The sequence below is a fragment of the Microcoleus sp. Pol7_B2 genome (genome assembly GCF_036701035.1).
Taxonomy (GTDB): Bacteria; Cyanobacteriota; Cyanobacteriia; order Cyanobacteriales; family Microcoleaceae; genus Microcoleus.
In genome coordinates this window covers 30,239-55,729 of the sequence record NZ_JAUBQB010000026.1, presented here as the reverse complement: position 1 = coordinate 55,729, position 25,491 = coordinate 30,239, and the positions used below count along the sequence as shown (strand labels likewise).

25 protein-coding genes and 2 tRNA genes are annotated in these 25,491 nt (G+C 45.8%); 17 read left to right on the top strand and 10 right to left on the bottom strand.

The window, feature by feature from the left end; all coding sequences use genetic code 11:
• Nucleotides 1–395: 395 nt before the first annotated feature.
• From ald to mutT, 6 genes are all read left to right on the top strand, one after another.
• On the top strand, nucleotides 396–1,484 hold the full coding sequence (ald, locus tag QUA57_RS12725; RefSeq protein WP_333061235.1) for an alanine dehydrogenase: 1,089 nt from the start codon (nucleotides 396–398) through the stop codon (nucleotides 1,482–1,484).
• A 263-nt stretch (nucleotides 1,485–1,747) separates the two neighbouring features.
• A tRNA-Leu gene (locus QUA57_RS12720) sits at nucleotides 1,748–1,829 on the top strand.
• A 73-nt stretch (nucleotides 1,830–1,902) separates the two neighbouring features.
• Nucleotides 1,903–2,679 (top strand): RNA methyltransferase, encoded by a 777-nt coding sequence (locus tag QUA57_RS12715; protein WP_333061231.1) that lies wholly within the window; start codon nucleotides 1,903–1,905, stop codon nucleotides 2,677–2,679.
• A gap of 542 nt (nucleotides 2,680–3,221) precedes the next feature.
• Entirely contained in the window at nucleotides 3,222–4,181 is a 960-nt protein-coding gene (locus QUA57_RS12710; protein WP_333037606.1) for an RNA polymerase sigma factor, RpoD/SigA family, read from the top strand.
• A gap of 221 nt (nucleotides 4,182–4,402) precedes the next feature.
• Nucleotides 4,403–4,744: a DUF760 domain-containing protein gene (locus QUA57_RS12705; RefSeq protein WP_015174476.1), complete on the top strand. Its 342-nt coding sequence runs from the start codon at nucleotides 4,403–4,405 to the stop codon at nucleotides 4,742–4,744.
• A 177-nt stretch (nucleotides 4,745–4,921) separates the two neighbouring features.
• The gene (gene mutT / locus QUA57_RS12700) at nucleotides 4,922–5,326 is read left to right on the top strand and encodes an 8-oxo-dGTP diphosphatase MutT (protein ID WP_333037605.1); all 405 of its coding nucleotides are present in this window, start codon (nucleotides 4,922–4,924) and stop codon (nucleotides 5,324–5,326) included.
• Nucleotides 5,327–5,380: 54 nt separating this feature from the next.
• On the opposite strand, the gene QUA57_RS12695 is transcribed toward mutT, so the two are convergent.
• On the bottom strand, nucleotides 5,381–6,619 hold the full coding sequence (locus QUA57_RS12695; protein WP_333061228.1) for a histidine kinase: 1,239 nt from the start codon (nucleotides 6,617–6,619) through the stop codon (nucleotides 5,381–5,383).
• Nucleotides 6,620–6,672: 53 nt separating this feature from the next.
• Between QUA57_RS12695 and QUA57_RS12690 the strand changes: the two genes are divergently transcribed.
• The 3 genes from QUA57_RS12690 to QUA57_RS12680 all read left to right on the top strand — a co-directional run bounded on the left by QUA57_RS12690 (nucleotide 6,673) and on the right by QUA57_RS12680 (nucleotide 11,259).
• A complete protein-coding gene (locus tag QUA57_RS12690; RefSeq protein ID WP_333061225.1) occupies nucleotides 6,673–8,397 on the top strand; it encodes a DUF2079 domain-containing protein in 1,725 nt (574 codons plus the stop codon).
• A gap of 250 nt (nucleotides 8,398–8,647) precedes the next feature.
• On the top strand, nucleotides 8,648–9,835 hold the full coding sequence (locus QUA57_RS12685) for a glycosyltransferase family 4 protein (protein ID WP_333061222.1): 1,188 nt from the start codon (nucleotides 8,648–8,650) through the stop codon (nucleotides 9,833–9,835).
• A gap of 179 nt (nucleotides 9,836–10,014) precedes the next feature.
• Nucleotides 10,015–11,259, top strand: a complete 1,245-nt coding sequence (locus QUA57_RS12680) for an MFS transporter (RefSeq protein ID WP_333061220.1) — start codon at nucleotides 10,015–10,017, stop codon at nucleotides 11,257–11,259.
• A 109-nt stretch (nucleotides 11,260–11,368) separates the two neighbouring features.
• Here the strand turns inward: QUA57_RS12680 and QUA57_RS12675 are convergent.
• A tRNA-Arg gene (locus QUA57_RS12675) sits at nucleotides 11,369–11,442 on the bottom strand.
• A gap of 78 nt (nucleotides 11,443–11,520) precedes the next feature.
• Between QUA57_RS12675 and moaC the strand changes: the two genes are divergently transcribed.
• The 3 genes from moaC (at nucleotide 11,521) to QUA57_RS12660 (ending at nucleotide 12,755) form a co-directional block, all read left to right on the top strand.
• On the top strand, nucleotides 11,521–12,042 hold the full coding sequence (gene moaC / locus QUA57_RS12670; RefSeq protein ID WP_333061219.1) for a cyclic pyranopterin monophosphate synthase MoaC: 522 nt from the start codon (nucleotides 11,521–11,523) through the stop codon (nucleotides 12,040–12,042).
• 88 nt (nucleotides 12,043–12,130) lie between these two features.
• Nucleotides 12,131–12,388: a 2TM domain-containing protein gene (locus QUA57_RS12665; protein WP_006633890.1), complete on the top strand. Its 258-nt coding sequence runs from the start codon at nucleotides 12,131–12,133 to the stop codon at nucleotides 12,386–12,388.
• Nucleotides 12,389–12,452: 64 nt separating this feature from the next.
• The gene (locus QUA57_RS12660) at nucleotides 12,453–12,755 is read left to right on the top strand and encodes a DUF3181 family protein (RefSeq protein WP_333061218.1); all 303 of its coding nucleotides are present in this window, start codon (nucleotides 12,453–12,455) and stop codon (nucleotides 12,753–12,755) included.
• Nucleotides 12,756–12,833: 78 nt separating this feature from the next.
• On the opposite strand, the gene murJ is transcribed toward QUA57_RS12660, so the two are convergent.
• The gene (gene murJ / locus QUA57_RS12655; RefSeq protein WP_333061215.1) at nucleotides 12,834–14,447 is read right to left on the bottom strand and encodes a murein biosynthesis integral membrane protein MurJ; all 1,614 of its coding nucleotides are present in this window, start codon (nucleotides 14,445–14,447) and stop codon (nucleotides 12,834–12,836) included.
• A 422-nt stretch (nucleotides 14,448–14,869) separates the two neighbouring features.
• Between murJ and sfsA the strand changes: the two genes are divergently transcribed.
• Nucleotides 14,870–15,607: a DNA/RNA nuclease SfsA gene (gene sfsA, locus QUA57_RS12650; RefSeq protein WP_333061212.1), complete on the top strand. Its 738-nt coding sequence runs from the start codon at nucleotides 14,870–14,872 to the stop codon at nucleotides 15,605–15,607.
• A gap of 1 nt (nucleotide 15,608) precedes the next feature.
• Here the strand turns inward: sfsA and QUA57_RS12645 are convergent, their stop codons facing one another.
• The 7 genes from QUA57_RS12645 to QUA57_RS12615 form a co-directional block, all read right to left on the bottom strand.
• Entirely contained in the window at nucleotides 15,609–15,836 is a 228-nt protein-coding gene (locus QUA57_RS12645) for a hypothetical protein (protein WP_333061210.1), read from the bottom strand.
• A gap of 96 nt (nucleotides 15,837–15,932) precedes the next feature.
• Nucleotides 15,933–17,210 carry a S8 family serine peptidase gene (locus QUA57_RS12640; protein ID WP_333061207.1) on the bottom strand — a complete coding sequence of 426 codons (1,278 nt, stop codon included), beginning with the start codon at nucleotides 17,208–17,210 and terminating at the stop codon, nucleotides 15,933–15,935.
• Between the two features lie 185 nt (nucleotides 17,211–17,395).
• Nucleotides 17,396–17,860, bottom strand: a complete 465-nt coding sequence (locus tag QUA57_RS12635; RefSeq protein WP_333061204.1) for a hypothetical protein — start codon at nucleotides 17,858–17,860, stop codon at nucleotides 17,396–17,398.
• A gap of 49 nt (nucleotides 17,861–17,909) precedes the next feature.
• Nucleotides 17,910–18,833, bottom strand: a complete 924-nt coding sequence (locus tag QUA57_RS12630) for a hypothetical protein (protein ID WP_333061201.1) — start codon at nucleotides 18,831–18,833, stop codon at nucleotides 17,910–17,912.
• Between the two features lie 406 nt (nucleotides 18,834–19,239).
• Nucleotides 19,240–19,587: a DUF1036 domain-containing protein gene (locus QUA57_RS12625; protein ID WP_333037567.1), complete on the bottom strand. Its 348-nt coding sequence runs from the start codon at nucleotides 19,585–19,587 to the stop codon at nucleotides 19,240–19,242.
• 41 nt (nucleotides 19,588–19,628) lie between these two features.
• Nucleotides 19,629–20,009, bottom strand: a complete 381-nt coding sequence (locus QUA57_RS12620; RefSeq protein ID WP_333061199.1) for a hypothetical protein — start codon at nucleotides 20,007–20,009, stop codon at nucleotides 19,629–19,631.
• Nucleotides 20,010–20,122: 113 nt separating this feature from the next.
• Nucleotides 20,123–20,854: a helix-turn-helix transcriptional regulator gene (locus tag QUA57_RS12615; RefSeq protein ID WP_333061197.1), complete on the bottom strand. Its 732-nt coding sequence runs from the start codon at nucleotides 20,852–20,854 to the stop codon at nucleotides 20,123–20,125.
• Between the two features lie 411 nt (nucleotides 20,855–21,265).
• Between QUA57_RS12615 and QUA57_RS12610 the strand changes: the two genes are divergently transcribed.
• The 4 genes from QUA57_RS12610 to aqpZ all read left to right on the top strand — a co-directional run bounded on the left by QUA57_RS12610 (nucleotide 21,266) and on the right by aqpZ (nucleotide 25,366).
• Nucleotides 21,266–22,588, top strand: coding sequence for a 3-isopropylmalate dehydratase large subunit (locus tag QUA57_RS12610; RefSeq protein WP_333061195.1), 1,323 nt, complete (start codon nucleotides 21,266–21,268; stop codon nucleotides 22,586–22,588).
• Nucleotides 22,589–22,869: 281 nt separating this feature from the next.
• Nucleotides 22,870–23,010 carry a hypothetical protein gene (locus QUA57_RS12605; protein ID WP_333061193.1) on the top strand — a complete coding sequence of 47 codons (141 nt, stop codon included), beginning with the start codon at nucleotides 22,870–22,872 and terminating at the stop codon, nucleotides 23,008–23,010.
• Between the two features lie 553 nt (nucleotides 23,011–23,563).
• Nucleotides 23,564–24,322 carry a DNA-binding protein gene (locus QUA57_RS12600; protein WP_333061192.1) on the top strand — a complete coding sequence of 253 codons (759 nt, stop codon included), beginning with the start codon at nucleotides 23,564–23,566 and terminating at the stop codon, nucleotides 24,320–24,322.
• A 345-nt stretch (nucleotides 24,323–24,667) separates the two neighbouring features.
• Nucleotides 24,668–25,366 carry an aquaporin Z gene (gene aqpZ / locus QUA57_RS12595; protein ID WP_333061191.1) on the top strand — a complete coding sequence of 233 codons (699 nt, stop codon included), beginning with the start codon at nucleotides 24,668–24,670 and terminating at the stop codon, nucleotides 25,364–25,366.
• Nucleotides 25,367–25,491 lie beyond the last annotated feature (125 nt).

The window sequence follows — 25,491 nt, the reverse complement described above, 5'->3', positions numbered from 1 at the left end:
ATAATTTCTCTTACTAGCCCAAAAAACGGCCCCTCATTGATTATAATTTGGAGTCATTTAAAGAAAAAGTAAGTCACACAAAAAAGGAAAAAAAAGGGGTATAAAAGGTAAATGTAGAGTAACCATTTTAAGTGGTTTTACTTACGAGTATTTTGACCTAGGGTATATCAATGCCGACCACGCATATCAAATAAAGTAGGAACAAGCTAAAAAGACGATCGACTGGATGGAAAACGATCAATTTGGGAAATTGCGATCGCACTGGCGGAAAATCCCACAAAAATTATCCTAGCCCAGTCGGATTGCCAAATCTAAAATCTACAATGGTATTGTCCCGTTGGGGATGGTTTTTAGGTTAGATTCGATCTATGTATGCCTGAGATTAGAGGTTATAGATGGAAATAGGCGTCCCCAAGGAAATCAAGGATTTAGAGTTTCGAGTCGGGCTTAGCCCCACAAGTGTCCGGGCTTGTTCGGACAAAGGCCACACAGTTTTTGTGGAAACGAATGCTGGTGCTGGGGCCGGTTTTGCGGACGAGGACTACGTTGAAGCAGGGGCTAAGATTGTTTTAAAGGCTTCAGATGTCTGGAATCGCGAACTAATTGTTAAAGTTAAAGAACCGCTGCCTGCTGAGTATCCGCTGATGCAAAAAGAGCAGTTGCTGTTTACATATTTGCACTTGGCGGCCGATCGCACATTAACCGAGCATTTAATCAGCAGCGGAGTCCAGGCCATCGCCTACGAAACCGTCGAACTCCCGGACAGAAAATTGCCGCTGCTGACGCCGATGAGCATTATTGCAGGGCGTTTGTCCGTGCAGTTCGGAGCTCGGTTTCTGGAACGACAGCAAGGTGGTCGGGGCGTACTTTTGGGTGGTGTACCGGGGGTAAGACCGGGTAAAGTTGTGATTTTGGGCGGCGGCATTGTCGGCACAGAAGCAGCCAGAATTGCTGTAGGAATGGGCGCGAGAGTGCAGATATTAGACGTAAATGTCGATCGCTTAGCTTATTTGGAAACTCTGTTCGGTTCCCGAATAGAATACCTCTACAGCAGTCCTTTGCAAATAGAAGCAGTTGTTCCCGATGCTGATTTGTTAATTGGTGCGGTTTTGGTCTTAGGTAAAAAAGCTCCTATTCTGGTTTCTCGCGAATTTGTTGCGAAGATGCACGCCGGTTCTGTGATTGTTGACGTAGCCGTTGACCAAGGCGGCTGCGTGGAAACTTTGCGGGTAACTTCTCACACAAATCCTACTTATGTTGAGGAAGGAGTTGTGCATTACGGCGTGCCCAATATGCCCGGTGCCGTGCCTTGGACTGCGACTCAAGCTTTGAATAACAGCACTTTGCCTTATGTTTTGCAGTTGGCAAATAGCGGGATTAAAGCTTTGGAAATGAATCCGAGTTTGGCGAAGGGATTGAACGTGCAAAATCACCGATTGGTGCATCCGGCCGTGCGCGAGGTTTTCCCCGATTTGGCAGATTAGATTCCCCTTTTTTCAGCAAATCCCGTAGGGTGCGTCAGATCAAAGCTTGTGGATTATTAATAACCCGACGCGATCTGACACACCCTACTCAACTACACAGCGTTTTGCGATGTTTGGCTAACAGTAAATCCTCGAAACTAAAGCATTTCTCAACCCGAACCGTAATTTGTGCAAAATATTACTCGCAGCTCACAAAAAAATAAATTCCCTAAAACACTTGACAGATTCGCGAACTTATGGCAAAGTATTAATTCGTGACCGATGCGGAACTGGCGGAATTGGTAGACGCGCATGATTCAGGTTCATGTGGTGCAAGCCTTCCGGGTTCAAGTCCCGGGTTCCGCATTCCCAAGGCAGAAGGAAGTTTGGGGTTAACCCGATACAGGCAATAACCCCATTCGCTCTGCTGAATTAAACAATGCTGACAAGTATTCAAAACCCCCTAGTTAAAGAAATTCGCAAGCTGCACAGCTCGAAGGGACGCAGGGAACAACAATTATTTTTACTCGAAGGGACGCACTTGCTCGAAGAAGCTTGCGCTGCCAAATACCCGCTAGCAACTGTTTGCTGCACTCCCGAATGGCTGGATCAGCACGGGGAACTTTGGGAGCAAGTTGGTAATTTAGCCGATCGCACAGAATTAGTAAGTGCGAAAGTATTAGAGTCGATCGCCACTACAGTCCAACCCGACGGCATTGTCGCCACCGCACCCCGCACTAAAACAGAGCCCGCAAAATTATCAACTTTAGGAATAGCCCTAGAAACAATCCAAGATCCCGGCAACTTGGGGGCGATCGTCCGCACGGCTGCGGCTGCTAATGCCGACGGTTTGCTGCTGAGCGCAGACAGCGCCGATTTAGACCATCCCAAAGTGCTGCGCGCCTCGGCAGGAGCTTGGTTTAAGCTGCCAATGGCAGTCAGTCCAGATTTAACCGCCGAAGTCTCCGCGTATAAAAATCGAGGAATGCAAATTTTAGCAACCGTCGCCGGGGCCAGTTTAAGTTATTGGGAAGTAGATTTGCGAGTGCCGACTCTGATAGTTTTGGGCAACGAAGGCTCTGGTTTGTCGGAAGAATTGAGGAGTTTGGCCGATCGACAAATCCAAATTCCCCTGAGTCGTGGCGTAGAATCTTTAAATGTGTCGATCGCCGGAGCCCTCATCTTGTACGAAGCTCAACGGCAAAGAAGTCATTAGTTATTAGTCATTAGTCATTATCTGTTGGGGCGGGTTCATCAATATCTGTAACTTCATATTCAGGGTATTGAAAAGCTGTTGGGCATTTAAATTGTATTTTTTGTATTTTTTTCTTGCACTGTGCCAAAAGGATCAAATTCCCTCCCATCTCCCCCTCTCCCCATTCCCCCCCATCTCCCCCTCTACCAATCTACCCCTCTGAGATGTGGCGGATGTTGTTTATATTGATGCAAACTGTAAAGCCAGGAAAGCGGGTACTCTCGTATCAACAGTCCAGGCTGGTATGAAATAAATATGAAGAAGTGTAGCCAAGTGCTCTCACAAATGTTAAGATTCTTAACATAACGTAGTATTGTGCACGCCCCAACCAAAACCTAACCTGAGACGGTGCTGACTGGGAGTAGTAGCTAGCTACCATAAAATTAAGCCTCTTTAAATGGAAGGAAAGCGCAAGTCCCCGCCCGCTTTCCTTCCCAGCTAAAGCTAGGGGTTTGCGACTACCGCAAACCTTTAGAGGCACAGATCCTCAGCGGGAAAAGCTCATGAAAACTCTTAAGTCCTCAGATACAGATTCTGTTCGCGCTTACTTGCGGGAAATCGGCCGCGTTCCCTTGTTGACCCATGAGCAAGAAATACTCTACGGGAAACAGGTACAGCGCTCAACCGCACTGCATCAGGAGAAAGATATTTTAGCCGAAGAGTTAGGCCGCGACCCGACGGCGGCTGAATGGGCACAGGCAGTTGGGCTGTCTGAGGCACAGTTGCAGCGGACGATCGAAAACGGGGAAAGGGCAAAGCGCCAAATGGTGGAAGCGAATCTCCGCCTGGTAGTCTCTGTTGCCAAGAAATATATCAAGCGCAACGTAGATTTACTGGATCTAATTCAGGAAGGCACGATCGGGATGCAGCGGGGAGTAGAAAAATTTGACCCGACTAAGGGCTATAGATTTTCTACTTATGCTTATTGGTGGATTCGTCAGGCAATTACTCGGGCCATTGCCGAAAAAGGCCGCACCATCCGCTTACCGATCCATATCACCGAAAAGCTCAACAAAATTAAAAAAGCTCAGCGCCAACTTGCTCAACAGCTTGGTCGCGCGGCCACGGCTGCTGAATTGGCATCAGAGCTAGAATTGACTCCCAAACAGATTCGCGAATATCTCGATCGCGCGCGCCTGCCACTTTCTCTGGACTTGCGTGTGGGAGACAATCAAGATACAGAGTTGGGCGATTTGTTGGAAGATACGGGTACTACGCCAGAAGATTTTGCCCTGCAATCTTCCCTGCGGACTGACTTAGACCACCTGATGGCGGAACTGACTCAGCAACAGCGAGAAGTGCTCGCCTTGCGGTTCGGTTTAGAAGACGGGCAAACCCTAACTTTGGCCAAAATAGGTGATCGTCTCAACATCAGTCGGGAACGAGTGCGGCAAATAGAACGGGAAGCTTTAACCAAACTCCGCAAGCGCAAGCAAGATATCAACGATTATCTAGCCAGCTAGCTAGATTGGGGATTGGCGATCGGGTTCCCCCCACTTGCAATCCCCAATCTAAAATCGTAAAAACCGCCGCTTTTAATTCGGTTGTGCCCACTTGGTTGCTATGACTGTCCTGCTACATTAGTAATTACTTAGTAATAAAGATCAGCAGCCATCAGATAAGGGTTATTTAATTTAACCGCCCGCGTCTAACATAACAAGCTGTGTCTGAAACGGAGGTACTCGTGAGCAACTCATCTAATAAATCCCCAGAATTCTTTGAAGAAGACGGAGAAAATACCAACTTATTATGGCAATACGTGCAGTCGATGGCTCCCGACACAGTTTCTCAGTTGTCTAAGCCGACTTCTCACGAAGTGTTTCAAGTAATGGAGCGAAATATTGTTGGACTTTTGGGGAATTTGCCTTCGGAACACTTCGGGGTGACAGTGACTACCAGTCGCGAACATTTGGGTAGATTGCTCGCCTCGGCTATGATTAGCGGTTATTTTCTCAAAAATGCCGAACAGCGAATGACTTTTGAAAAGTCGATACAAGCCAGTGAGAGACATGGCTCGGACGATTAGTAGATTCTTAACATTTAAGTGATCCAAGTGTCAAGCCCCCCCTCGCAAGATGGGGGCTTAATATTTTAGATTTTAGATTTTAGATTAAATAATAATTGAATAATTATTGATATTATTCTTAAATTCCCCATTCCCCATTCCCCATTCCCTATTCCCCATTCCCCATTCCTAATTAATATGTCTCTTCCTCCTTTTGCCCACAAAGTTATCGGCGTTGCTGCAATCTGGAACGATCGCCAACAAATTTTGATTGACAAGCGCCGACAACATGGACTGCACGGGGGTTTCTGGGAGTTTCCGGGCGGAAAAATAGAGCCTGGGGAAACAATCGAAGCTTGCATAAAACGGGAAATTATGGAGGAGTTGGGGATTGTCGTAGAAGTTGGCGATCGCTTGATTACAATTGACCACGACTACACTAAATTTACAGTTAGACTATACGTGCACCACTGCCGCCACGTCAGCGGGGAACCGCAAACGATCGAATGCGATGAAATTCGCTGGGTGACACTCGACGAAATTGACCAATTTACTTTTCCCAAGGCAAACGCACAGATTATTGCTGCACTGCGGAAAAGTTGAGCTGTAATATCAAACTCGGTTGCTACTGACAACTGACAAATCTACAGCTAAGTTTTATTTTTGGACGGGCAGAGTAAAGTGAAAACAACTGCCTCTATCGGGTACAGAGTCTACCCAAATTTGACCGTAGTGGGCGCGGATAATGCCTTGACACAGAGACAGTCCAATGCCGTAACCGTCTGTTGATTTATCTCGCTGCAAGCGAAAGCTGTCTTCAAAAATGCTCGCGCAATCTTCTTCAGGAATTCCCGGGCCGCTGTTGCAAATGCTGACTTGAACTTTGTAAGCGGTGCGGTGGAGAATTGAAAGATTAACAGTTCCTCGGTCTGGGGTGTACTTGCTGGCGTTGTCAAGCAGGTTGACTATGACTTGTTTGATGCGATCGGGATCGGCATAAACCAAGGGCAAATCTGCGGGAATGTCTGTTTCTAAGTTCAGACTTTTTGCCTGAAATTTGTCTTGAAATTGCCCTATTACATCTTGACAAATCGCCCCCAGTTCGATACTTTTGGGTTCAATGTGGAGTTGAGCGTTTGTACCCCGGGCTGCTTGCAGGATATCTGTAATCATACGATCGACAATTCGGATTTGGCGGCGGGCTTGTTTCATCAAATGAGCTGCCAGACTCGGTGTCAAACGTGACTTTTCCCCCTCTTTCACCTTCTGACTTGACTCCAAAGTCTCCAAAGCCAAAGATGCGGCCGTTAAGGGATTTCGCAAGTCGTGAGCTAGCATCGCAATAATCCGGTCTTTCAACTGCAACTGCTCTTGCAGGTGTTCTTTTTCCTGTTTGAGGCGAAAAACTTCATCGGAAAGCTGCACAATTTCGGCGGCGCAAGCAACGGAATAGATTGGTTTTGCGTCAGTCAGGGTTTCCGCGAGAGCTGAGGCCGACTGCTGCTGAGCTGCGTATTCTTCTACAGAACGCTTCCAGCGCGGCCACCAGTGTTCGAGTTGGGCGATTAAATTGCTGCCGGCGAGAGTTTGTCGGGGATCGGGATGAATTTTGAGCAGCGAGGGAGTGGCTACAAGTTTAAAGTGTTCGGCTAAATCGGGCTGTTCTCCTACGTCGATGATTTGAAGCTCAAAGTCGCACTCTGCCTTCAAATCCTTTAGGGACTTGCGGATGTGTCTGGTCTGTTCCCGGGAAGAGGAACGCTTGTCTACAAACAGCAAAAGCTGTAAAAGCGGTGCGGGATTTACCGGCTGTTCGGGAGAACAGTCAGTGCCGCTGGTGCCTGGTGTTGGATGGACGCTGTTGAGCTTTTCGATCGGGTGAAAATAATTGAGCATTGCCGAGCCGAGTTATTTCACTTCTACTTTAATTTAATACTTACTTTAGATTTATGCTATTGTCCGATAATTTCATTACAGGCGGGCAGATGATATTTTTGAGATGGAAGAAAAATGAGTCGCTGCGGGTGGTGGTTCAAGTGGCGGCCGCCTTTTTTGTGCTGTGCCTGTTGCTGACGCTGCACCGCTACTATAGCTTTTACGCTACTTACGACCAAGGCATTTTCAATCAACTTTTTTGGAATGGCACTCAGGGTCACTTGTTTGAGAGTTCCCTCTCTTCGGCTTTGTCCACTAATGTGGTTCACCAAAACCAGCTCCCGTCCGTATCTTACTACCGGTTGGGGCAGCATTTCACCCCGGCGCTAATGCTGTGGCTGCCAATTTACTCGCTGTTTCCCTCGCCCGTCACTTTGACGGTGTTGCAGGTGACTTTAATTACGGCGGCTGGAGGAGTGCTCTATGCTCTCGCCAGACACTATCTGGAACCGAGGCTGTCGGCGACAATAGTTGTGAGCTATTACTGCGCTAACGCGGTCATCGGCCCGACTTTGGGCAATTTTCACGATATTTGTCAAATCCCACTTTATGTCTTTGGCTTGCTGCTGGCGATGGAGAAGCGCTGGTGGCCGCTGTTTGGGATTCTGGCAACTTTAATTTTGGCCGTGCGAGAAGATGGGGGAGTTGTTTTATTTGGCGTCGGAGTTTACCTGATTTTGAGCCGGCGCTACCCTCGGACTGGTTTGGCTGTCTGCATACTCAGTTTTGGTTATATGATCGTCATGACCAATCTGATTATGCCTTTGTTTTCTGCTGATATATCCCAGCGGTTTATGATGGAGCGCTTCGGCCAATATGCCGATGGAGATGAAGCTTCTACTCTAGAAATTATTTGGGGAATGGTGAGCAATCCCGGGCGGTTGGTGGCTCAATTATTTACGCCGTTTTTTGGTAAGATTAGATACCTGCTTGGTCAGTGGTTGCCATTAGCTTTGGTTCCTGCTTTCGCGCCTGCGTCTTGGATGATAGCTGGATTTCCGCTGCTGAAGCTATTTTTAGCGAAAGGAGAGTCGGTGCTGGCGATTAATATTCGCTATGCGATGACTGTGGTTCCAGGGCTTTTTTATGGGGCAATTCTGTGGTGGGCCCAGCGTCAAAAGGAAGAAGATAGAATGGTGAGAGAGGAAAGAATGTTTTTGCGTTTTCCTTCTGCTTTATTTCCTCTGCCTTCATCTTCAAAGTTTCGCCGCTTTTGGGCGTTTTGCATCTGTTTGTCGCTATTTTTTACCTTCACTTCTAACCCAAATCGGACTTTTTCTTGGATTTTGCCCGATGCGATCGATCCTTGGGTGCAGGTTCCTCTCGTCAGACAATGGCAGCACGTTTTGCAAGTGCGGCCGCTGTTGGCTCAAATTCCTGCTGATGCTAGCGTGGCAGCGACGAATACTATTGTGCCGATTTTGTCAAGCAGGCGGGAAATTCTCAGGTTTCCGATGTTTGAACTCCGCAATGATGCGGGGAAGGCAGTGAAGATGCAATATGTAATTGCCGATCTCTGGCAGTTGCAGCAGTATCAGGCTGCGTTTCGCGGGGAACGGGGACAGTTGCGGGAGATCGTACCGGCGATCGATCGAATGTCCAAATCTGGAGAGTACGGAATTGTTGGCTTTGAAGACGGCGCGATTTTGATGCGTCAGGGTGCTGTTTCTAATTCTGCATCGGCTGCTGCTTGGACCCGTTTTCGCGGTGAATTGGAGCCGATTTTGAAGAAACGGTAAGCGGGTAGTTACGATCGCCATTGCTTGCCTCAGTGCCTCAAATCTTGAGGAAACCTGTTTTTTTCAGGTAATGGCGATCGAGCAATTTCATGCAAAAACCAGCTTTAGGCATGATTTTCTGTCTTTGTTCCTGCCAAAAGTCAGGCATTGGGCATCAACTTGCGATCAACTTAAATTTAAGGGTGATCATTATACAATAAATCTGTTAACTCTAAACATTAAGTTATATAAATTATTTGGAGGGAGAAAGATGAAAATTTTGGTATTGGCATGGGAGTTTCCTCCCAGAATCGTAGGCGGTATCGCCCGCCACGTATCGGAACTATATCCAGAATTAGTGAAGCTGGGGCACGATATTCACTTAATTACAGTAGAGTTCGGCCACGCGCCGATGTACGAAGTGGTGGAAGGAATACGTGTGCATCGGGTGGTGGTGGGGCACGCCAGGGACTTTTTTCACTGGGTGGCGAACCTCAACCAAAGCATGGGTCACCAAGGCGGGAAACTGATGCTTGAGGAAGGCCCCTTTGATATCATCCACGCTCACGATTGGTTAGTGGGAGATGCGGCGATCGCCCTCAAGCATACCTTTAAAGTACCGCTAATTACCACCATCCACGCCACCGAATACGGGCGCTTCAACGGCATCCACAATGAAGGACAGCGCTACATTAACGCCAAGGAAAACGACCTCGCTTACAATTCTTGGCGAGTAATTGTTTGCAGTGATTATATGCGGCGGGAAGCCGAACGGGTACTAGCGACTCCGTGGAACAAAATAGAGGTAATTTACAACGGAATTAGACCCGATAAAAAGCCCCGTTGGCACGAATTTGATGCGATGGATTTCCGCAGAAGGTTTGCTGCTGACGATGAGAAAATTGTCTATTATGTAGGAAGAATTAGCTATGAAAAAGGCATTGGTGTATTTCTAAATGCGGCACCTAAAGTAATTTGGGAAATGGGGGGTAAAGCGAAAATTGTAATTGTTGGCGGCGGCAATACAGACCATCTTAAACATTTAGCTTGGCATTTGGGAATTTGGAATAAGTGTTATTTTACTGGGTTCATGTTTGAGGAACATCTCGACAAATTCCAGACGGTGGCTGACTGCGCGGTTTTCCCCAGTCTTTACGAACCTTTTGGGATTGTAGCGTTAGAAAGCTTTGCTGCAAGAGTGCCTGTGGTGGTTTCGGATGCGGGCGGACTTCCAGAGGTGGTGCTGCACACTAAAACTGGCGTTGTTACTGAGGCAAACAATCGGGATTCTTTGGCCTGGGGAATTTTGGAGGTTTTGAAAAATCCGGGTTACGCGCAGTGGTTGGTTGACAATGCTTATCAAGATTTGGAACGCCGGTTTAGTTGGCCGAAGTTGGCGATAGAAACCCAGTGGGTTTATGAACGGGTGGTGGAGGAAAGGGCTGAGGTTGATTGGTAAGAATGCTCTTTTTTGACGGTTGACGGTTGAGAGTTGACGGTTGACGGTTGACGGTTGAGAGTTGACAGTGAGTCGAATATCAACTTTTTTGGTGCAAATCTTAAGAATTTGTAACACAATGATAGAGACACTCGAACTTACTTTGAGTGCAATCGGAAGATTTAAAGGGAATTAGCATCTTGAATATTTTTAGGGAAATCGATCCCCAACCCAGACGCAGCTTACTGATTTTATTCACTGCAGGCCTGCTATTCTGGTCGAGTTTGGCTTCGCTACTGCCAACTTTGCCGCTGTATGTTCAATTTGTGGGCGGCACAAAACAGCAAATTGGCTTTGTGATGGGTGCATTTGCGATCGGACTTTTGCTATCGAGGCCGCAGTTGGGTAAAACAGCCGACAGCAGGGGGCGAAAACAAGTTTTGCTTCTAGGCGCGTCAGTCGCTGCGATCGCCCCTTTGGGCTACCTGTTAGCTCAATCTATCCCCTTACTGTTACTTATTCGCGTTTTTCACGGCATTAGTATCGCCGCTTTTACTACAGCTTACAGCGCTTTGGTAACAGATTTATCGCCGCCAGGAAAGCGGGGCGAATTAATTGGTTACATGAGCTTGGTGAACCCTATTGGTCTAGCAGTTGGGCCGGCTATTGGCGGATTTGTGCAAGCTTGGGTTGGTTATACTCCTCTGTTTGCGATGTCGGCGGCGTTCGCTGCAACGGCTGTATTTTTTACCTGCAAAATTGCGGAACCTAATTTGGCAGATTTAACACTCTCGGACTCGCTATCTGAGGACAAAAATAGCCAAAAATACTGGAAAATGCTCTGGAATCCGAGAGTGCGGATTCCGGCTTTAGTGTTATTGGTGGTTGGTTTAGTATTTGGAACTTTGAGCACTTTTATGCCTTTGTTTATCCAAGAAACTAAGACTAATTTGAATCCAGGATTATTTTATTCGACGGCGGCTATCGCCAGTTTCGGTATACGGTTGCTCACGGGACGGGCTTCGGACAAATACGGTCGTGGCTTGTTTATTTCTGCAGGCTTAATCTGTTATGCCGTGTCGATGTTATTGTTGTATTTTGCTAACACCAGCAGTGCTTTTTTAATCGCCGCTTTGGTTGAAGGTTGCGCGGGCGGTACGGTTTTGCCGATGATGGTAACGCTGATGTCGGACAGGTGCGAACCTCATGAAAGGGGCCGCTTGTTTTCCCTTTGTATTGGCGGATTTGATTTGGGCATTGCGATTGCGGGGCCGACTTTAGGCTTTGTGGCTGAACAAGTTGGCTACAGAAATATGTTTGGTTTTGCGGCTGGACTCGCTGGTTTGGCTTTGCTGGTTTTTATTACTCAGTCTAGCAAGGGCTTATCTAATTCGATGAAATTTGCGATCGGTCGAGGCAAAGATATTTATGCTTTGCATCAGTAAACGTACCCAATTAAAAAAGTTCTGAGTTTTAAGTCGTGAGTTGAATTAATTTATTAATTCAAAACTCAAAACTCAAAACTCAGAACTCACAGCTTATAACGTTTTTAAATGGGCTTGGAGGGATTCGAACCCCCGACCTCATGGTTCGTAGCCATGCACTCTATCCAACTAAGCTACAAGCCCCTGTTGAGTTAAGATTTAATCTAAAATTGATTAAGTTCTTTTCTCACAGAATCTAACAGTAACACCATTACCAAAATAATGCAAGACCTTTCGCAAACTTTTTCTAAATTGCCCGATGCGGCACAGCTAACTCACCTCAACAACAGCGGGGAAGCCCAAATGGTGGACGTTTCGGCGAAAGAGCCCACTGTGCGGCAAGCTGTGGCGGCTGCCAGGGTGCGTATGCTGCCGGAGACGTTTGTGGCGATTGAAGCGGGGAATGCGCCGAAAGGTGATGTGTTGGGCACTGCAAGGCTGGCTGGAATTATGGCGGCGAAACAGACTGCACATTTGATTCCTCTGTGCCACCCTCTGCCGTTGAGTAGTGTGGAAGTGCAGGTGATAGCGGATGCTGGGTTGCCGGGGTATCAAATTCGAGCGACGGTGAAAATTAAGGCGGAAACTGGGGTGGAAATGGAGGCGCTGACGGCGGTTTCGGTGGCGGCGCTGACTTTGTATGATATGGCGAAAGGATTGGAAAAGTCGATCGCCATTGAGTCAATTCGCTTGGTGAGTAAAAGTGGCGGCAAGTCTGGAGACTATGAAAATGTAGAGGCATAAGTTTCATGCCGAAAGAGGGATGCAGCATTCAAAAAGCTGCACTTATGATTAAAATAGGCACTGAACTACTAATATCAAGTGAAAAACTATGCCTCCTCGTTGGCCCCGCAAACCCGATCGCAATGATCCAGAATACCGCCGGTTAGATGACCGGATGAATTTTGCTATCCACGTCGGTCTTTTTTCTGCTACCAATTCAGGTTTGTGGTTTGTTCACAATTTGCAAAAGGCTGATTGGCCTTGGGCAATTTCGGTAACGGGTGGATGGGCTCTAGTAGTTTTGGCCCACGCGATTTACCATTTTGCGATCGCCGATTATTCGCCCCTCACCAAAGATTCTGGCTGAAGGCAGTTGGCGGCGATTTGTTAAGTCTTTTGATTGATAACAAATAACTTTCGGCTTTTTTGATATGGCTAATACTACACAGGCGATCGAATCCTTAGCAGCCGAAATCGGCGAAAATGTCTACATTGACATTGCCAAATGGCATTTGTATCTGAGAGATGCTCACCTGCATACCGTTGTTGCCGAACAACTTTATTCCATGCTGGAAGATGGCAATTTAGATGCTGACAAAGTTGGACAAGTTTTGCAAGGAATTGCAGTCAAGTTGGGCGGCGGCAAGCGGGAAGTGCCACTGGCAGATTTAATTCCGATGCAGTGTCAAGTTCAATTGATGGATGTTCTTGAGGAATTTCAGCGGAAAATGTAAAGGAAAGGGCGGGTTTTGTACGCAGATTGTGGGCGTTGTGTCTGGTATTTCGCCCTTAACCCGCCCCGAAAATTTTATTTATTTGCGAAAACGGCCGCGAATGCGATCGACAAACATATCAACTTCCGGCAACTTCATCTGACTGACAAACAGGGCAAAAACTCCTAACCCTACAAAACTTGCCACACTCAACTGCACTAATTGAACGACCAAACCTTCAGTACCCAAAACTCTTTGACAGCCTTGCAGAGTAGCCAAGGTAACGAAAGCAGTTAAACAACTGCCAGAAGTTAACCCCAGAAAAGGTAAACTCCACTCCCCCCAAGGCAGGCCACCCAGCTTTTTATCTAAACAGTACAAAAGCATAATCATCGAAAGAAGATTCACTCCCACCGTCGCCAAAACTAATCCGGGCGCCCCAAAGGCTCCAACCAACAAATAATCCAAAAGAGCGTTTAAAAAGATATTGATAATACTGATGCGAAAAGGGGTTTCCCCGTCTCCCAAAGCGTAAAATACCCGTACCACAACGTCGCGTCCCAAGTACACAAACATTCCAATACTGTAAGCCATCAATATCGGCGCGACAAACTGCGAGGCTGATCGATCAAAAGCATAGCGTTCGTAAACAACGCGGACGATCGGCCCAGCCAGCGTTATCATTAAAGCGCTCAGCGGCAGCATTGTAAGGCCGGTCAAAACTAAAGATTGACGAATTCGATCTTTTAATTCCGGCCAATCTCTCGGATCGGTGAGGCGAGAAAATATGGGTAGAAATGGCACTAAAATTACATTAGAAATGATGCCTAAAGGCGTCATGACTAACAAGCCACTGTAACCCAACGCAGAGGCAGCTTGAGGGATGTAGGATGCGAAAAATAGGTCAGTATAAACATTAATTTGCAGCATTCCTGATGATAAGGTAGCAGGAACCATCACCTTAATTACTTCTTGCACTCCCGGTCGTTTAAAATTAAACCGCAAACGCAATGTTCCCAACCCCGCGCGCCACTGCGCCAGCAGTTGCACCAACCACTGCAAAACTGCACCCGCTAACGTTCCCCAAGCTAACACTAAGCCACCCATTAGTGCGTATTCCGGCTGAATAATTTTGTCTCCGAGTTGCATTGCGAGAATCCCCAAACCGCCAACAAGTGCAACGCTGGAAAATAAAGGGCTAATTGATGGCAACCAGTACATATCGGCGGCGTTGAGAGTGCCGAAACCAATGCCGATTAAGCCTGAAAGTAATGCCATCGGCGCCATAATCCGAAATTGCTGGACGGCAATTGCTTTAATTTGTAAACCTTCTGCTGTTCTATTTAATCCCGGTGCCACCAAATCGATCAGCGGATCGGCAAAAATAATTAAAGCGATTGTCACCAACAGCAACAAGCCCCCGACTAAGGTGGTGATAGTCTCGACTAAGGGTGCTGCTTCTTTTTTATCCCGGCGGGCTAAAACACTGACTATGGCGCTGTGAAATGGCCCATTAATCCCTCCGAGCAAAATAAATAAGAAACCAGGGATGACGTAGGCGTAGTTGTAGGCATCGACGGCGACACCGACTCCAAAGGCTGCGGCGATCGCAATTTGGCGCACCAATCCAAAGACTTTGCTAATTAGAGTGGCGACTGCGACAATGCCGGCAATCCCTGCGAGGGAACGAGAGGGCTTCTGTAATTGGGACACAAATGGTTACAAACGCTAATGCTAAAAGGATTCACTTATTTTAATCGCGAATCGGGAGAATCATATCATGAACTCATAAAACTTCTAGGGGGAATTGCGCTGATACCAATTTTATCGATATTACTGACTTGCGGAAATTCAATAATCGATCGGGACTATTCGTCCTAACTACAAACCGCCGTTTCGTGCTAGGATGCGTCAATCTAAAATCTACAATCTAAAATCTACCCTTTAAAAATGATGAAATATAATGAGTTGAGAAAAGCAGATAAATAACATATAATTGATAACTTATGATCGATTGTGTTAGTTCCCAGACTTCTTTCAAAAGTGCGGAGCCAGGTATTCGGTTATAGGTAAAATCTACAATCGAGAATCTAAAATCTAAAATCTAAAATCTAAAATCTAAAATCTAAAATCGAATGACTGGCTTAATTTACAAATATCCTCCTCTTTTACCCGGAATTCTCATCAAACGTTACAAGCGATTTTTTGCCGAAATTGAACTAGATTCGGGAGAAATAATCACCGCCCACTGTCCGAATACTGGCCCAATGACTGGTGTTTACATTCCGGGCAATCCAGTGCTAGTATCTCCCAGCGACAATCCTAAACGCAAGTTAGCTTATACTTGGGAATTAATTAAAGTTTGCGACACTGTGCCAACTTGGGTGGGAGTTAATACTGGGCTGCCAAATCGAATAGTTAAATTAGCTTTGGAATTGAAATTGTTTCCTGAGTTAGGCAATTATAGTTTAATTCAACCGGAAGTTGTTTATGGCACTGATAAAAAAAGTAGAGTCGATTTTTGGCTAACTGGTGAGGAAAAACCGATTTTTCTGGAAGTGAAAAATACAACTTGGGTAAAAGAGGAGTTGGCTCTATTTCCCGATACAGTGACGGAGAGGGGGCAGAAACATTTGAGAGAATTGATAGAAGTGGTGCGGCAGGGATCGAGGGCTGTAATGCTGTATTTTATTAATCGCGGGGATTGTACGGATTTTGCTCCGGGGGATAGTGCCGATCGCCTTTACGGAGAATTGTTCAGACAGGCGATTAGTGAAGGTGTAGAGATTTTGCCCTGTCGCTTTGACGTGACGCCAGAAGGCATTCGCTATTTGGGGTTAGCAAAACTAGATCTACTAACCCTAAATGATTAGTTTAAATTGCCTGCATTTCTCGATCGATCTCGACACTAGCCACGCCCGGTACGCTCTTTAGTCCTTCTAGCTTCGACTGAGACACTTCTCCAGTAATGATGCCAGTAACAGCTAGCACCTGCTCCACTTTCATTCCCGCCGATTGTAAGGCAGTCACAACCGATTGAATTACCGATATGTTTTGGTCGTCAACAGTTACTATGATGCGCTGTACTTGTTCGTCAGACATATTTAGCATCCTTTGGAGCAAATCCATTGCGGTATTATAAATTGTCTTCTGTTAGATCCCCGCAGGCTAGTGCTGCGGGGATTTGAGTATTCTGCATTACGGAGCTTGTACTAAACCGCTTCCGACACGAGTATTTGGCAACGGTAGCGCCATAGCATAGGCAGTCAGCAATTGCCAAAGTTCAGCACCTCGTTTACCAGTCGATTCGGCATACAAGGCAGCGAGCCCAGCCACGTGCGGTGTAGCCATGCTAGTGCCATTGTAAGCAGCATAACGCCCTTTATCCATAGGCACTGATGAGTATACTTTCACTCCTGGAGCGGCGATATCGACTTTAGTTCCTTGAATTAGGTCAGAGGTAGCCGAGAAGTCAGGCACTTGGACGCAGTTATCGACGGCTGCAACAGCCATAATCGAGGGACTATTCGCTGGTTGTCCAACGGTTTTGGTTGGTCCGTGGTTGCCGGCGGCCGCCACGATCAGACACCCATTTTGTAGTGCCCGACGACCGACAGTTTCGTAGGCCGTAGAGGGCTTTGGATTGGTGTTTCCTAATGACATCGAGATCACTTGACACCCATTGGCGATCGCCCATTCCATCCCAGCCAGAATCCAGCCACTAGCGCCACTACCGGCATTACTCAACACTTTACCGACATAAATGGTCGATTCGTAAGCGATCCCGTACCTGCGGCCGTTAAGATCCTTGAACCCGCAGGCTGTCCCGATGCAGTGCGTGCCATGACGGTTGCCATCTTGTACGTCCTCCCCTGGTACGAAGGACTGCGATACGATCGATCGACCTGCGAAGTCGGGATGTTGGAGATCCATCCCCGTATCCAGCACAGCAACTTTCATTCCACTACCAGTCAACAGAGAGTTCATCACCTTCGTTGCCTTCAGGCCCCAGGTAGACTCGCTATCATCGGAAAAACATTCTTGTTTCTCGATTTCTGCTGCTTCTGTAGTAGTGGCTTTGTCGTACAGGTTATTCACCGCATCGCGATAACCCCGCAAATAGTCTGCCGACAACCCATCACCAATGGCGTAGAAAGTGCGCTCCGGTTCGATCGCCAGAATAGCCGAATCCTCTCCCGCTGAGGTCATGATGCTGCTGAAACCCCCTTCGTCTAACGAGACGACGGCCACGCCGAGAGTGGGAAACACCGCTCCCCCTGCTGCTTCAATTTGGCTCAAGTCTAGAGCAGAGTCCGGGAAATCGGCAGCATTTGCCAGGTCTCTGATGCCAGTTTGGTCGTTCAGAAGGTCTAACCCTTCTATCACCGCATCATCGCGGAAAGTAATAATGTAACGCCCTGTCGTTTCATCAGCTTGGGCAGTTTCTGGGATGGAAAAACTAGGTTGTTCAGACATAAATACCTCTTATTGAGTGTTATTAGAAATCCATGACAGTTTTTCTGACATGAATTTCTACTTTTTTTGATGCTGACTCGACTTATTTAGGACTTACGCAAAAGAGCAATTTTTACATTATTTGTGGGGTAAGGTGCGGTGTGCTGCGCCCTACAGATACACTTTGTGCGTAAGTCCTGTGCTGTTTACTCGGCTAATTTGCTAATTTGATGGTAAAGTTCGTCATCTAACCGTCCTTCTCCTGTCTGGATCAGCCATTTTTCTAAAGTACGGTTTTTATCGGTAAATTGTTGGGATTTACCATTGCGTCTAGCCACGATAAATCCATTACAAATCACAATTTCCCGATCGCCCTCTACCTCTTCACCACTTTCTCGGACAATCAAACCACGATACCCCAATCCTTCATTAACAGCTCCTTCTCCTTGATGTGTAGACAATGATTGAAGTCGTTGTGTAAACTGCTGAGATTCTTGCACTGTCAATTCCCAATGTGGGTTTGGTCTGCCACTAAACATATCCACTTCTACTTGCATCTTTTTGTCTCCTAAAGCTGTGACCGAACATCCAAGCAAAGTCACCAAAAACATTAAAAAACCCAAGCCAATTATCCTTTCTAGATATGTTGTGAGTGAATAAGCCCGTTGCATGGTCTTCTTCTCCAGTGTGGGGAACCCACATTCCGCAGTGCTATAGATTCTATTTAATCTTTTGGCTCTTACAAGTGTAAAAGTAGCCACAGAAGATGGTGTAAGGCCCACGGTTACAGGTAGCTGGGTTAGTGATGACTACGCCGCTGTTATCTGTATTCCGAGCCGCTGTCGAACCCGGTTTGTGACCCCAAAATCCTTCTCGCATTTTGCGATACCAGTGGAAATCAACAAAGCCCGGACCAGGGGCAATAACCAGTGCTACTAAATAGCGAGGGGCTTGTGAGGCGGGGAAACAATCGTAGCGTTTGTGCAATCCATCGCACAGAGAAGCTTTGGTAACTTCTACGCAATTAATTGCAGTGTACTGATGTCCGCATCCTTTTCCTGGTTGGGCAAAAGTATCTGTGCGCTTATTGCTCGCATAGTTATAGCAGTTGTTGTTCTGCCGGATTACGGGGTTGTTGTTCCAGAAGCCGGGGTTATAGGGCGAAGTATCATAAAAGCAGGTAGCAGCCACTTCACTTGAGGTTTCTACCGCCATGTTTGGTAAGTCTTCAACATCAGAGACTGAAAGTCGGCTGCTGGTTTCCAGTTGTTGTTGCAAGAAATTCTGCAACATTTCATCTAAAGGTAGTTCTTCTCCGAAAGCCGATGCTTCTGGAGATGATTCAGCACTGCTCATTAAGCCGATCAAACGCTCAGCAATCTCGTTCGCTTTATCGCTAGCAGCACTCGCACCTGCTGCCATATACATACTAGCGGGTAGTTCAAAGTCTTGGGCAAGCTCGTCAGAGAGGGGTTCAATGGTGAAACCGCGAAACCCTAATCCAGCATCAGCAGAAGCTGCTTCGGCTACAATGCTACGATTGTTAGCAATCTCTTTGAGCGTAGTTCGAGCTTCTTCCTCGTCCGTAATAATCCACTCTGGAGCGGGTCTTCCGGAAAATATATCGGCAGTAATCCGTAACATACTTAACCTCTTTTTTGAGTAGTTTTCAGCAAACAAACTCCACCTTAAAGTTGTTTAATAGCTAGAGAAGACAACCTTGGTCGTGAGTGTTATTTAAGCTGAGTTTCAAAACTGGATAACAGCTTTTGATCTAATAGTCCTCAAAATAAACTTGGAGAGCAATACGACGATCCGCGTATAGGATTATGAAGATATTGCAACAAAATTCCATAGAATAACCGCAACTTTTATCAAGAGATGTTGCTTTTTTTCTGTTATAGCAAGTAAAAAAAAATCCCATAAATGGGAGTCCGTGCAATAATATTGAGTAAATTCGAGTTAATAGTCGATTAATTCCGCTCCTATGTGGATTAAGTTGTCACGTTAAATTTAGAATTAAAATTTAACTTGACAACGCCACTCAGATTTATGCTGTCAAATTCAGCGTGAAATTGTCGTAACTGTTAATATCAAGCAACCGGAAGCCTACATTAGTTGCTTGGGTGCTGCTTGTCCACTCACACCAGTCAAATGCTTGTGGAGGGACAGGCCTCACGTAAGGCCCTGCCCAATTTGCTCCGTTATCAGCCTCAGCATAGTAGCAGTAGTAGCGATTCAGACTACGCAAACTACCCCCATATACCACTTTGCATTCGCCAGGATTGAGCCGCCACCAACCTTTTTTTGCCCAATTTCCACCATCTGGACAGTTGGGGCGATAGTACATAATAGCTACCCAAACACCAGATGTATATTTGTTGCAAATTGTGAGCATATTCCACCTCTTACAATGAGTAATTGCCAATGAATACGGTTCTATGTCTCTGTATTGGAACGGGTAAATTCAGGTAAAACTTCTTTGTTTTCTACAGAGGAGATTGATGATGCACGTAGTGTGTGAAGGAATGTTTGATTTTCGATGCCCGGTTTAGCATCAGATTGACCTTCGCGAGCTACCGAATCTTGTTTTATTGCACTGACATCCACAAAATCGACTGTTGCATGTTCTTGGCTTTTTTGAGGTAAAACTTCTTTGTTTTCCACAGAGAACATCGATGATGCGCGTAGCGTGTGAAGCAAGGTTTCATTTTCGATGCCCGGTTTAGCATCAGATTGACCTTCGCTAGCTGCCGAATTCTGTTTCTGAACACCGATATCGACAAAATCGACCGTTGCATCTACATTATTGGTTTCCATTTTTACCTCCGTAGTGGATTGTTGTTTGGCACAGTTTACAGACTCCGTATAGCGTTTGATCTCATAGTCCTCAAAATAAACTTGGAGAGCAATACGACGATCCGCGTATAGGATTATGAAGATATTGCAACAAATTCCCCGTTGAACAACCCCAATTTTTCCAGAGCAACCATCACAGCAGCCGTCCGGGTTTGTACGCTTAGTTTCCCGTAAAGATGCTCCAGATGTTTTCGCACTGTTCCTTCACTGCAACCGAGCACTTTAGCGATTCCTGCATTGCTTTTATCTTTGGCAATCCAGAATAAAACCTCCGCCTCGCGTTTGGTGAGTCCTAGCGATTCCAGGGTCGAAATAGAGAATGATTGCAGTTCTTCTTCCTCCAACAGCAAGAGATATTGCTGGTTGATTGGATCTGGAATCAGACGGACGCTCAACTGTCTTCCTGCTTGCTGAATGTACAATGGTAAACAGCTAGATGGAATATCGCCGTTGAATGTGAGTCGCGATATCTGTTCCTTGAACCAATGTTGTAAGAGTTCTGGCAATGAGTGCGGGGCGCGGGATAAAAAATACTGGTTCAACAGTTGTTCGGCGCGTTGAGTCATGAATTGCACCTGCCCTGCAATCTCCACAACTATGGCTCCTACCCGATCCAAGATTTGCTTGACTAATACCTTAATGAAATTATCTGACTCTTTGTTAGTGCGATCGCCTAAAACTTCGAGAGTATAATGTTGGTAGCAATTTTCGTAACTTTTGGTATCAGCGTTTGTTGCTGGGAATTTATCAATACCTTCAGATGTCAACATAACTGCGCGCTGACGCTTTGGTGTCTGTGAATTCATGGGAAGTATCTCCATTGGCATACAGGGTGAGAATGACGAAACCAGATACCCTTGCGGTGGGGGTATCTAGCTCATTTCACTGTTGTTAAGATATACAAGTGTAGAAATGCACTCTGAGATTTTTTGACAGTCCCTGATTTAAATTGCTTTTCTTAAGTAATCACTAACAATAACAGTCACTAGCTGTTAGTTACCAGTCGCATAATCGAGTGACTTGCATAAATTTTATTTTTGTGTTAATCGAAGTAGAGGCTATTGTAGAGATTAGTGGCGAAAAAGAAAGTGAAAGTCAACCGATTTGAGATTTGAGATTGAAGAAAAGGTTTAGTTGATAAATTACCTGTCAACATCAGGCGATGTTTCGCTTACAATTACACTATGTAGCATCTAACAAAAAAGAGCGATCGCACTATGGGAATGACTCTGACCGAAAAAATATTAGCCAAAGCATCAGGGCGCACTAAAGTCGAGCCCGGAGAAAACATCTGGGTAGAAACAGACGTATTGATGACCCACGATGTCTGCGGGCCCGGTACCATCGGCGTTTTCAAACGCGAATTCGGTGAGAATGCTAAAGTCTGGAACCCAGACAAAATCGTCCTCATTCCCGACCACTACATTTTCACCAACGACGAACGCGCTAACCGCAACGTCGATATTCTCCGCGATTTTGCCCAAGAACAAGGGATAAAATACTTTTACGACATCACGGATCGATCGGACTTCAAAGCAAATCCCGACTACAAAGGAGTTTGCCACATCGCCCTAGCACAAGAAGGTCACACCAGACCGGGCGAAGTGCTCTTCGGCACCGATTCCCACACCTGCAATGCCGGCGCTTTCGGACAATTTGCCACCGGTATCGGCAATACAGACGCGGCTTTTATCATGGGAACCGGCAAACTGTTAATCAAAGTTCCCGCAACCATGCGCTTTGTGTTCAACGGTGAACTGCCGGATTATTTGTTAGCAAAAGACCTAATTTTGCAGATTATTGGTGATATTAGCGTGGCTGGTGCTAACTACCGGACGATGGAATTTGCCGGCGATACAGTTGAGCATTTGACGATGGAAGAACGGATGACGCTGTGCAATATGGTAATCGAAGCTGGCGGTAAAAACGGCACGGTTGCGCCGGACAAAACTACGTTTGATTACGTTACTTCTCGGACTGACAAACCCTTCGATTCATTTTACAGCGATGGGGATGCTAAATTTTATAGCGATCGCACCTACGATGTCACCCAATTAGAACCAGTCGTCGCCAAACCGCACTCTCCCGACAACCGCGACTTAGCCCGCAACTGCAGCGATGTCAAGATCGATCGAGTTTACATCGGTTCCTGCACCGGCGGCAAAACCTCCGACTTTCTTAATGCCGCCCGCATTCTCAAAGGAAATCAAGTCAAAGTTCCGACTTATTTAGTACCAGCAACTCAGAAAGTTTACGAAGATTTGTTTGTGACAAAATACGACGGTCAAACGCTTTCGGAAATCTTCTTAGCTGCCGGCTGCATCGAACCCGCAGCGCCTTCTTGCGCCGCTTGTTTGGGCGGCCCGAAAGATACTTTCGGGCGGATGAATGAACCCGAAATTTGTGTATCTACAACTAACCGCAATTTCCCCGGCCGGATGGGGAATAAAGAAGCGCAAGTTTATCTAGCTTCGCCTTATACGGCGGCGGCTTCTGCCCTGACTGGGTATGTCACCGATCCACGGGAATTCCTGTGTTAGAAAGTAGCTGACGTAAGGTGATCTTCGGCGCACCCGGAGGTCCCTGGAAGGTGCGCCGAAGAGTACCCTACGAGATGAATGTAAGGTGTTCTGCGGCGCACCCGCAAAAATGCGTGTAATATCAAATTCCTTAGCATCGGAATAGTAAATTCGAGTTGAGTGTTGACGGTTGACTGTTGACGCCGTGAACAGTCAACAGTCAACCGTCAACACTCAACATCATTCCGGTGTAACCGGAAATGATATAAAATGCCCTATAAAAAAGTAGGAGGACGATATTAATGCCAAACTATCGCCGATTTTACCTTCCTGGTGGAAGTTTCTTCCTAACGCTTGTTACCTACAATCGCACACCGCTATTTTCAGAGTCAGAAAATGTCTCGCAACTCCGCAAGGCTGTAGGGGCGATTAAATCAGAATAACCTTTTGAAATTATTGGGCTGTTGTATTGCCCAACCACATCCATTTTTGGTAAAAATTACTTCCTAATCATACTGCCTATGCCAAGCTTATTAGAGATATAAAAGTTGTATTTACACAATCTTTTCGAGGTCAAGTAACTGTGAGTCAAAATGTCTCATTTTCTGACCGAAAGGGTCTAGGATGGGATGTTTTGGAGCGGCGCTTTTGGGGATATCCTATTTCCAAACAAGATGATTTTGAACAGCATTTAAACTATATTCACTACAATCCTGTTAAGCAAAATTTAAGTTAGTGTCCGCATTTGTGGTATTATTCTAGCTTGAGCTTATGGTTAAAAAAGATGTTTATTCAGTTGATTGGTGCTGTTGTCGTCATGGCAGAAAGTCAAAAATACTAAATTTTGATGCCATTTCCTATAGACTAGGAGAATAAATTCACAGGGCTTACGTAAAAATTGGTTTGACAGGCTACTTATAGCGGTAAGGTGCGCCGTAGGGCGCAACCCTATCCTTGTGTAAGGTGTGCACTGCTTGAATTGAAAGGAGATTTGCTTTGAAAACACTATTTTTGGCTTGGCAAAGCCCGGACAGCGGTTCTTGGTTTCCGATTGGTCGATTGACATTTAACGGTAAAGAATACCAGTTCAATTATACAAATGGTGTTCTAGAAGCTAAACTTAAGTGCGGGTTTCAACCCTTACCATCTTTCCCGGATTTCAAGAAGGTTTACACTTCACAGAAACTGTTTGCGTTGTTTTCTAATCGAGTGATGGCCCGATCGCGCCCTGACTACCCTGAATTTGTACAGTGGTTGAATATCCCTGAACACGAACATGACTTAATTGCTTTATTGGCGCGCAGCGGAGGTAAACGGGCAACTGATAAATTTGAGGTGTTCCCTTGTCCCGAACCAGATGAAAATGGACGTTACTTTATCCATTTTTTTGCAGATGGACTGCGATACCTTTCAAAGTCGGCAATTGAACGGATTAATCGGCTTCAAGTGGGCGAACTTTTGTATTTAGCCCACGAATTTAAAAATCCGCGCGCTTCCCGTCTGCTTCTGTGTACTAAAGATCACTGGATTGTCGGCTATTGTCAGCGCTATCTTGTGGATGATATTTTTGAAATTATTTCGCAGCATCCAGAATTGATTCGCGTAGAAGTCGATCGTCTCAACCAACCCCCAACGCCGCTACAGTTCCGCTTGCTGTGCAAAATGACCGCCGATTGGCGAGACTTTCGCCCTTTCCAAGGCCCGATGTACCAGCCGGTTAGGAGTGATGTTTTAGCTGCAAGTGCGATCGGATAATCAGCAACAATAAGTAAAATTACAATTTCATAATTAGGGAAGAAGTCAAGTTAATTATTGTGAATTGAATACAGATTGAATACAGAAAATTGCACCATTTAGAGGAATAATTAGCTAAGTGTTGACATTTTTTACATAATAGAGTATGTTTGAGCTAATTTATCGATTCCCTATTTCGCATTCTCAGTTAAGCTCATACAATTTATGAAAATTAGAGCTATATGTTGCTAATGATTTTGATTAGTATTGTTGCGCTTAGTGAAACTAATTCTATTTATAGTTTTTATAAATAGAACTCGTATGGGTGTGAAATTGACCGATTAGAAACTTGAGATAATTGTGAGTATGAACAAAAGAATAAAGATTGGGGTTGCTGAAGCTTTTGGTACTTTTGTGTTGGTATTAGGTGGATGTGGCAGTGCGGTTTTAGCTGGAGACAAAATCGGCTTTTTGGGAGTTTCGATCGCTTTTGGTCTATCCCTCTTAATCATGGTTTATACGATCGGCCCTATCTCTGGATGCCATATTAATCCGGCGGTAAGCATCGGTTTAGTAGTTGCCAAACTGATCGATGCTGTTTTGCTTCCTTATTATATAGGCGGTCAGATTGTAGGGGGAATTTTAGGCGGTCTTGTTTTGTATATGATAGCATCAGGAAAACCAGGCTTTGATGCGGCTGCTTCTGGATTTGCATCTAACGGTTTTGCAGAACATTCTCCCACTGGTTACGGACTTTTGGCAGCAGCTTTGACGGAAATTGTACTGACTGCTTTTCTGTTATTTACAATCATGGGTACTACCCATCCCAAATATCCCGTCGGTTTGGGCGGAATTCCGATCGGCTTAATGCTGGTGTTGATTCACTTAATCGGAATTCCCGTAACCAATACTTCAGTTAACCCCGCTAGAAGTATCGGTGTCGCACTTTTTCAAGGCGGATGGGCAATCCAACAGTTATGGGCGTTTATTGTATTCCCAGTGATCGGTGGAGTTATCGGCGTTTTGGCTTATAATTTCATTAGACCCACTATGGAAGAAATTTGATCTAGAATCAAAAATAAACCGGGTTTATTGAATTTTTTAGGGTGGTAGAATTCATCCGGCAACTTAAGAAACCCGGTTTGTCGATCGCACAACTTGATAAAATTGCAAGTATTCGGTAAATAAGT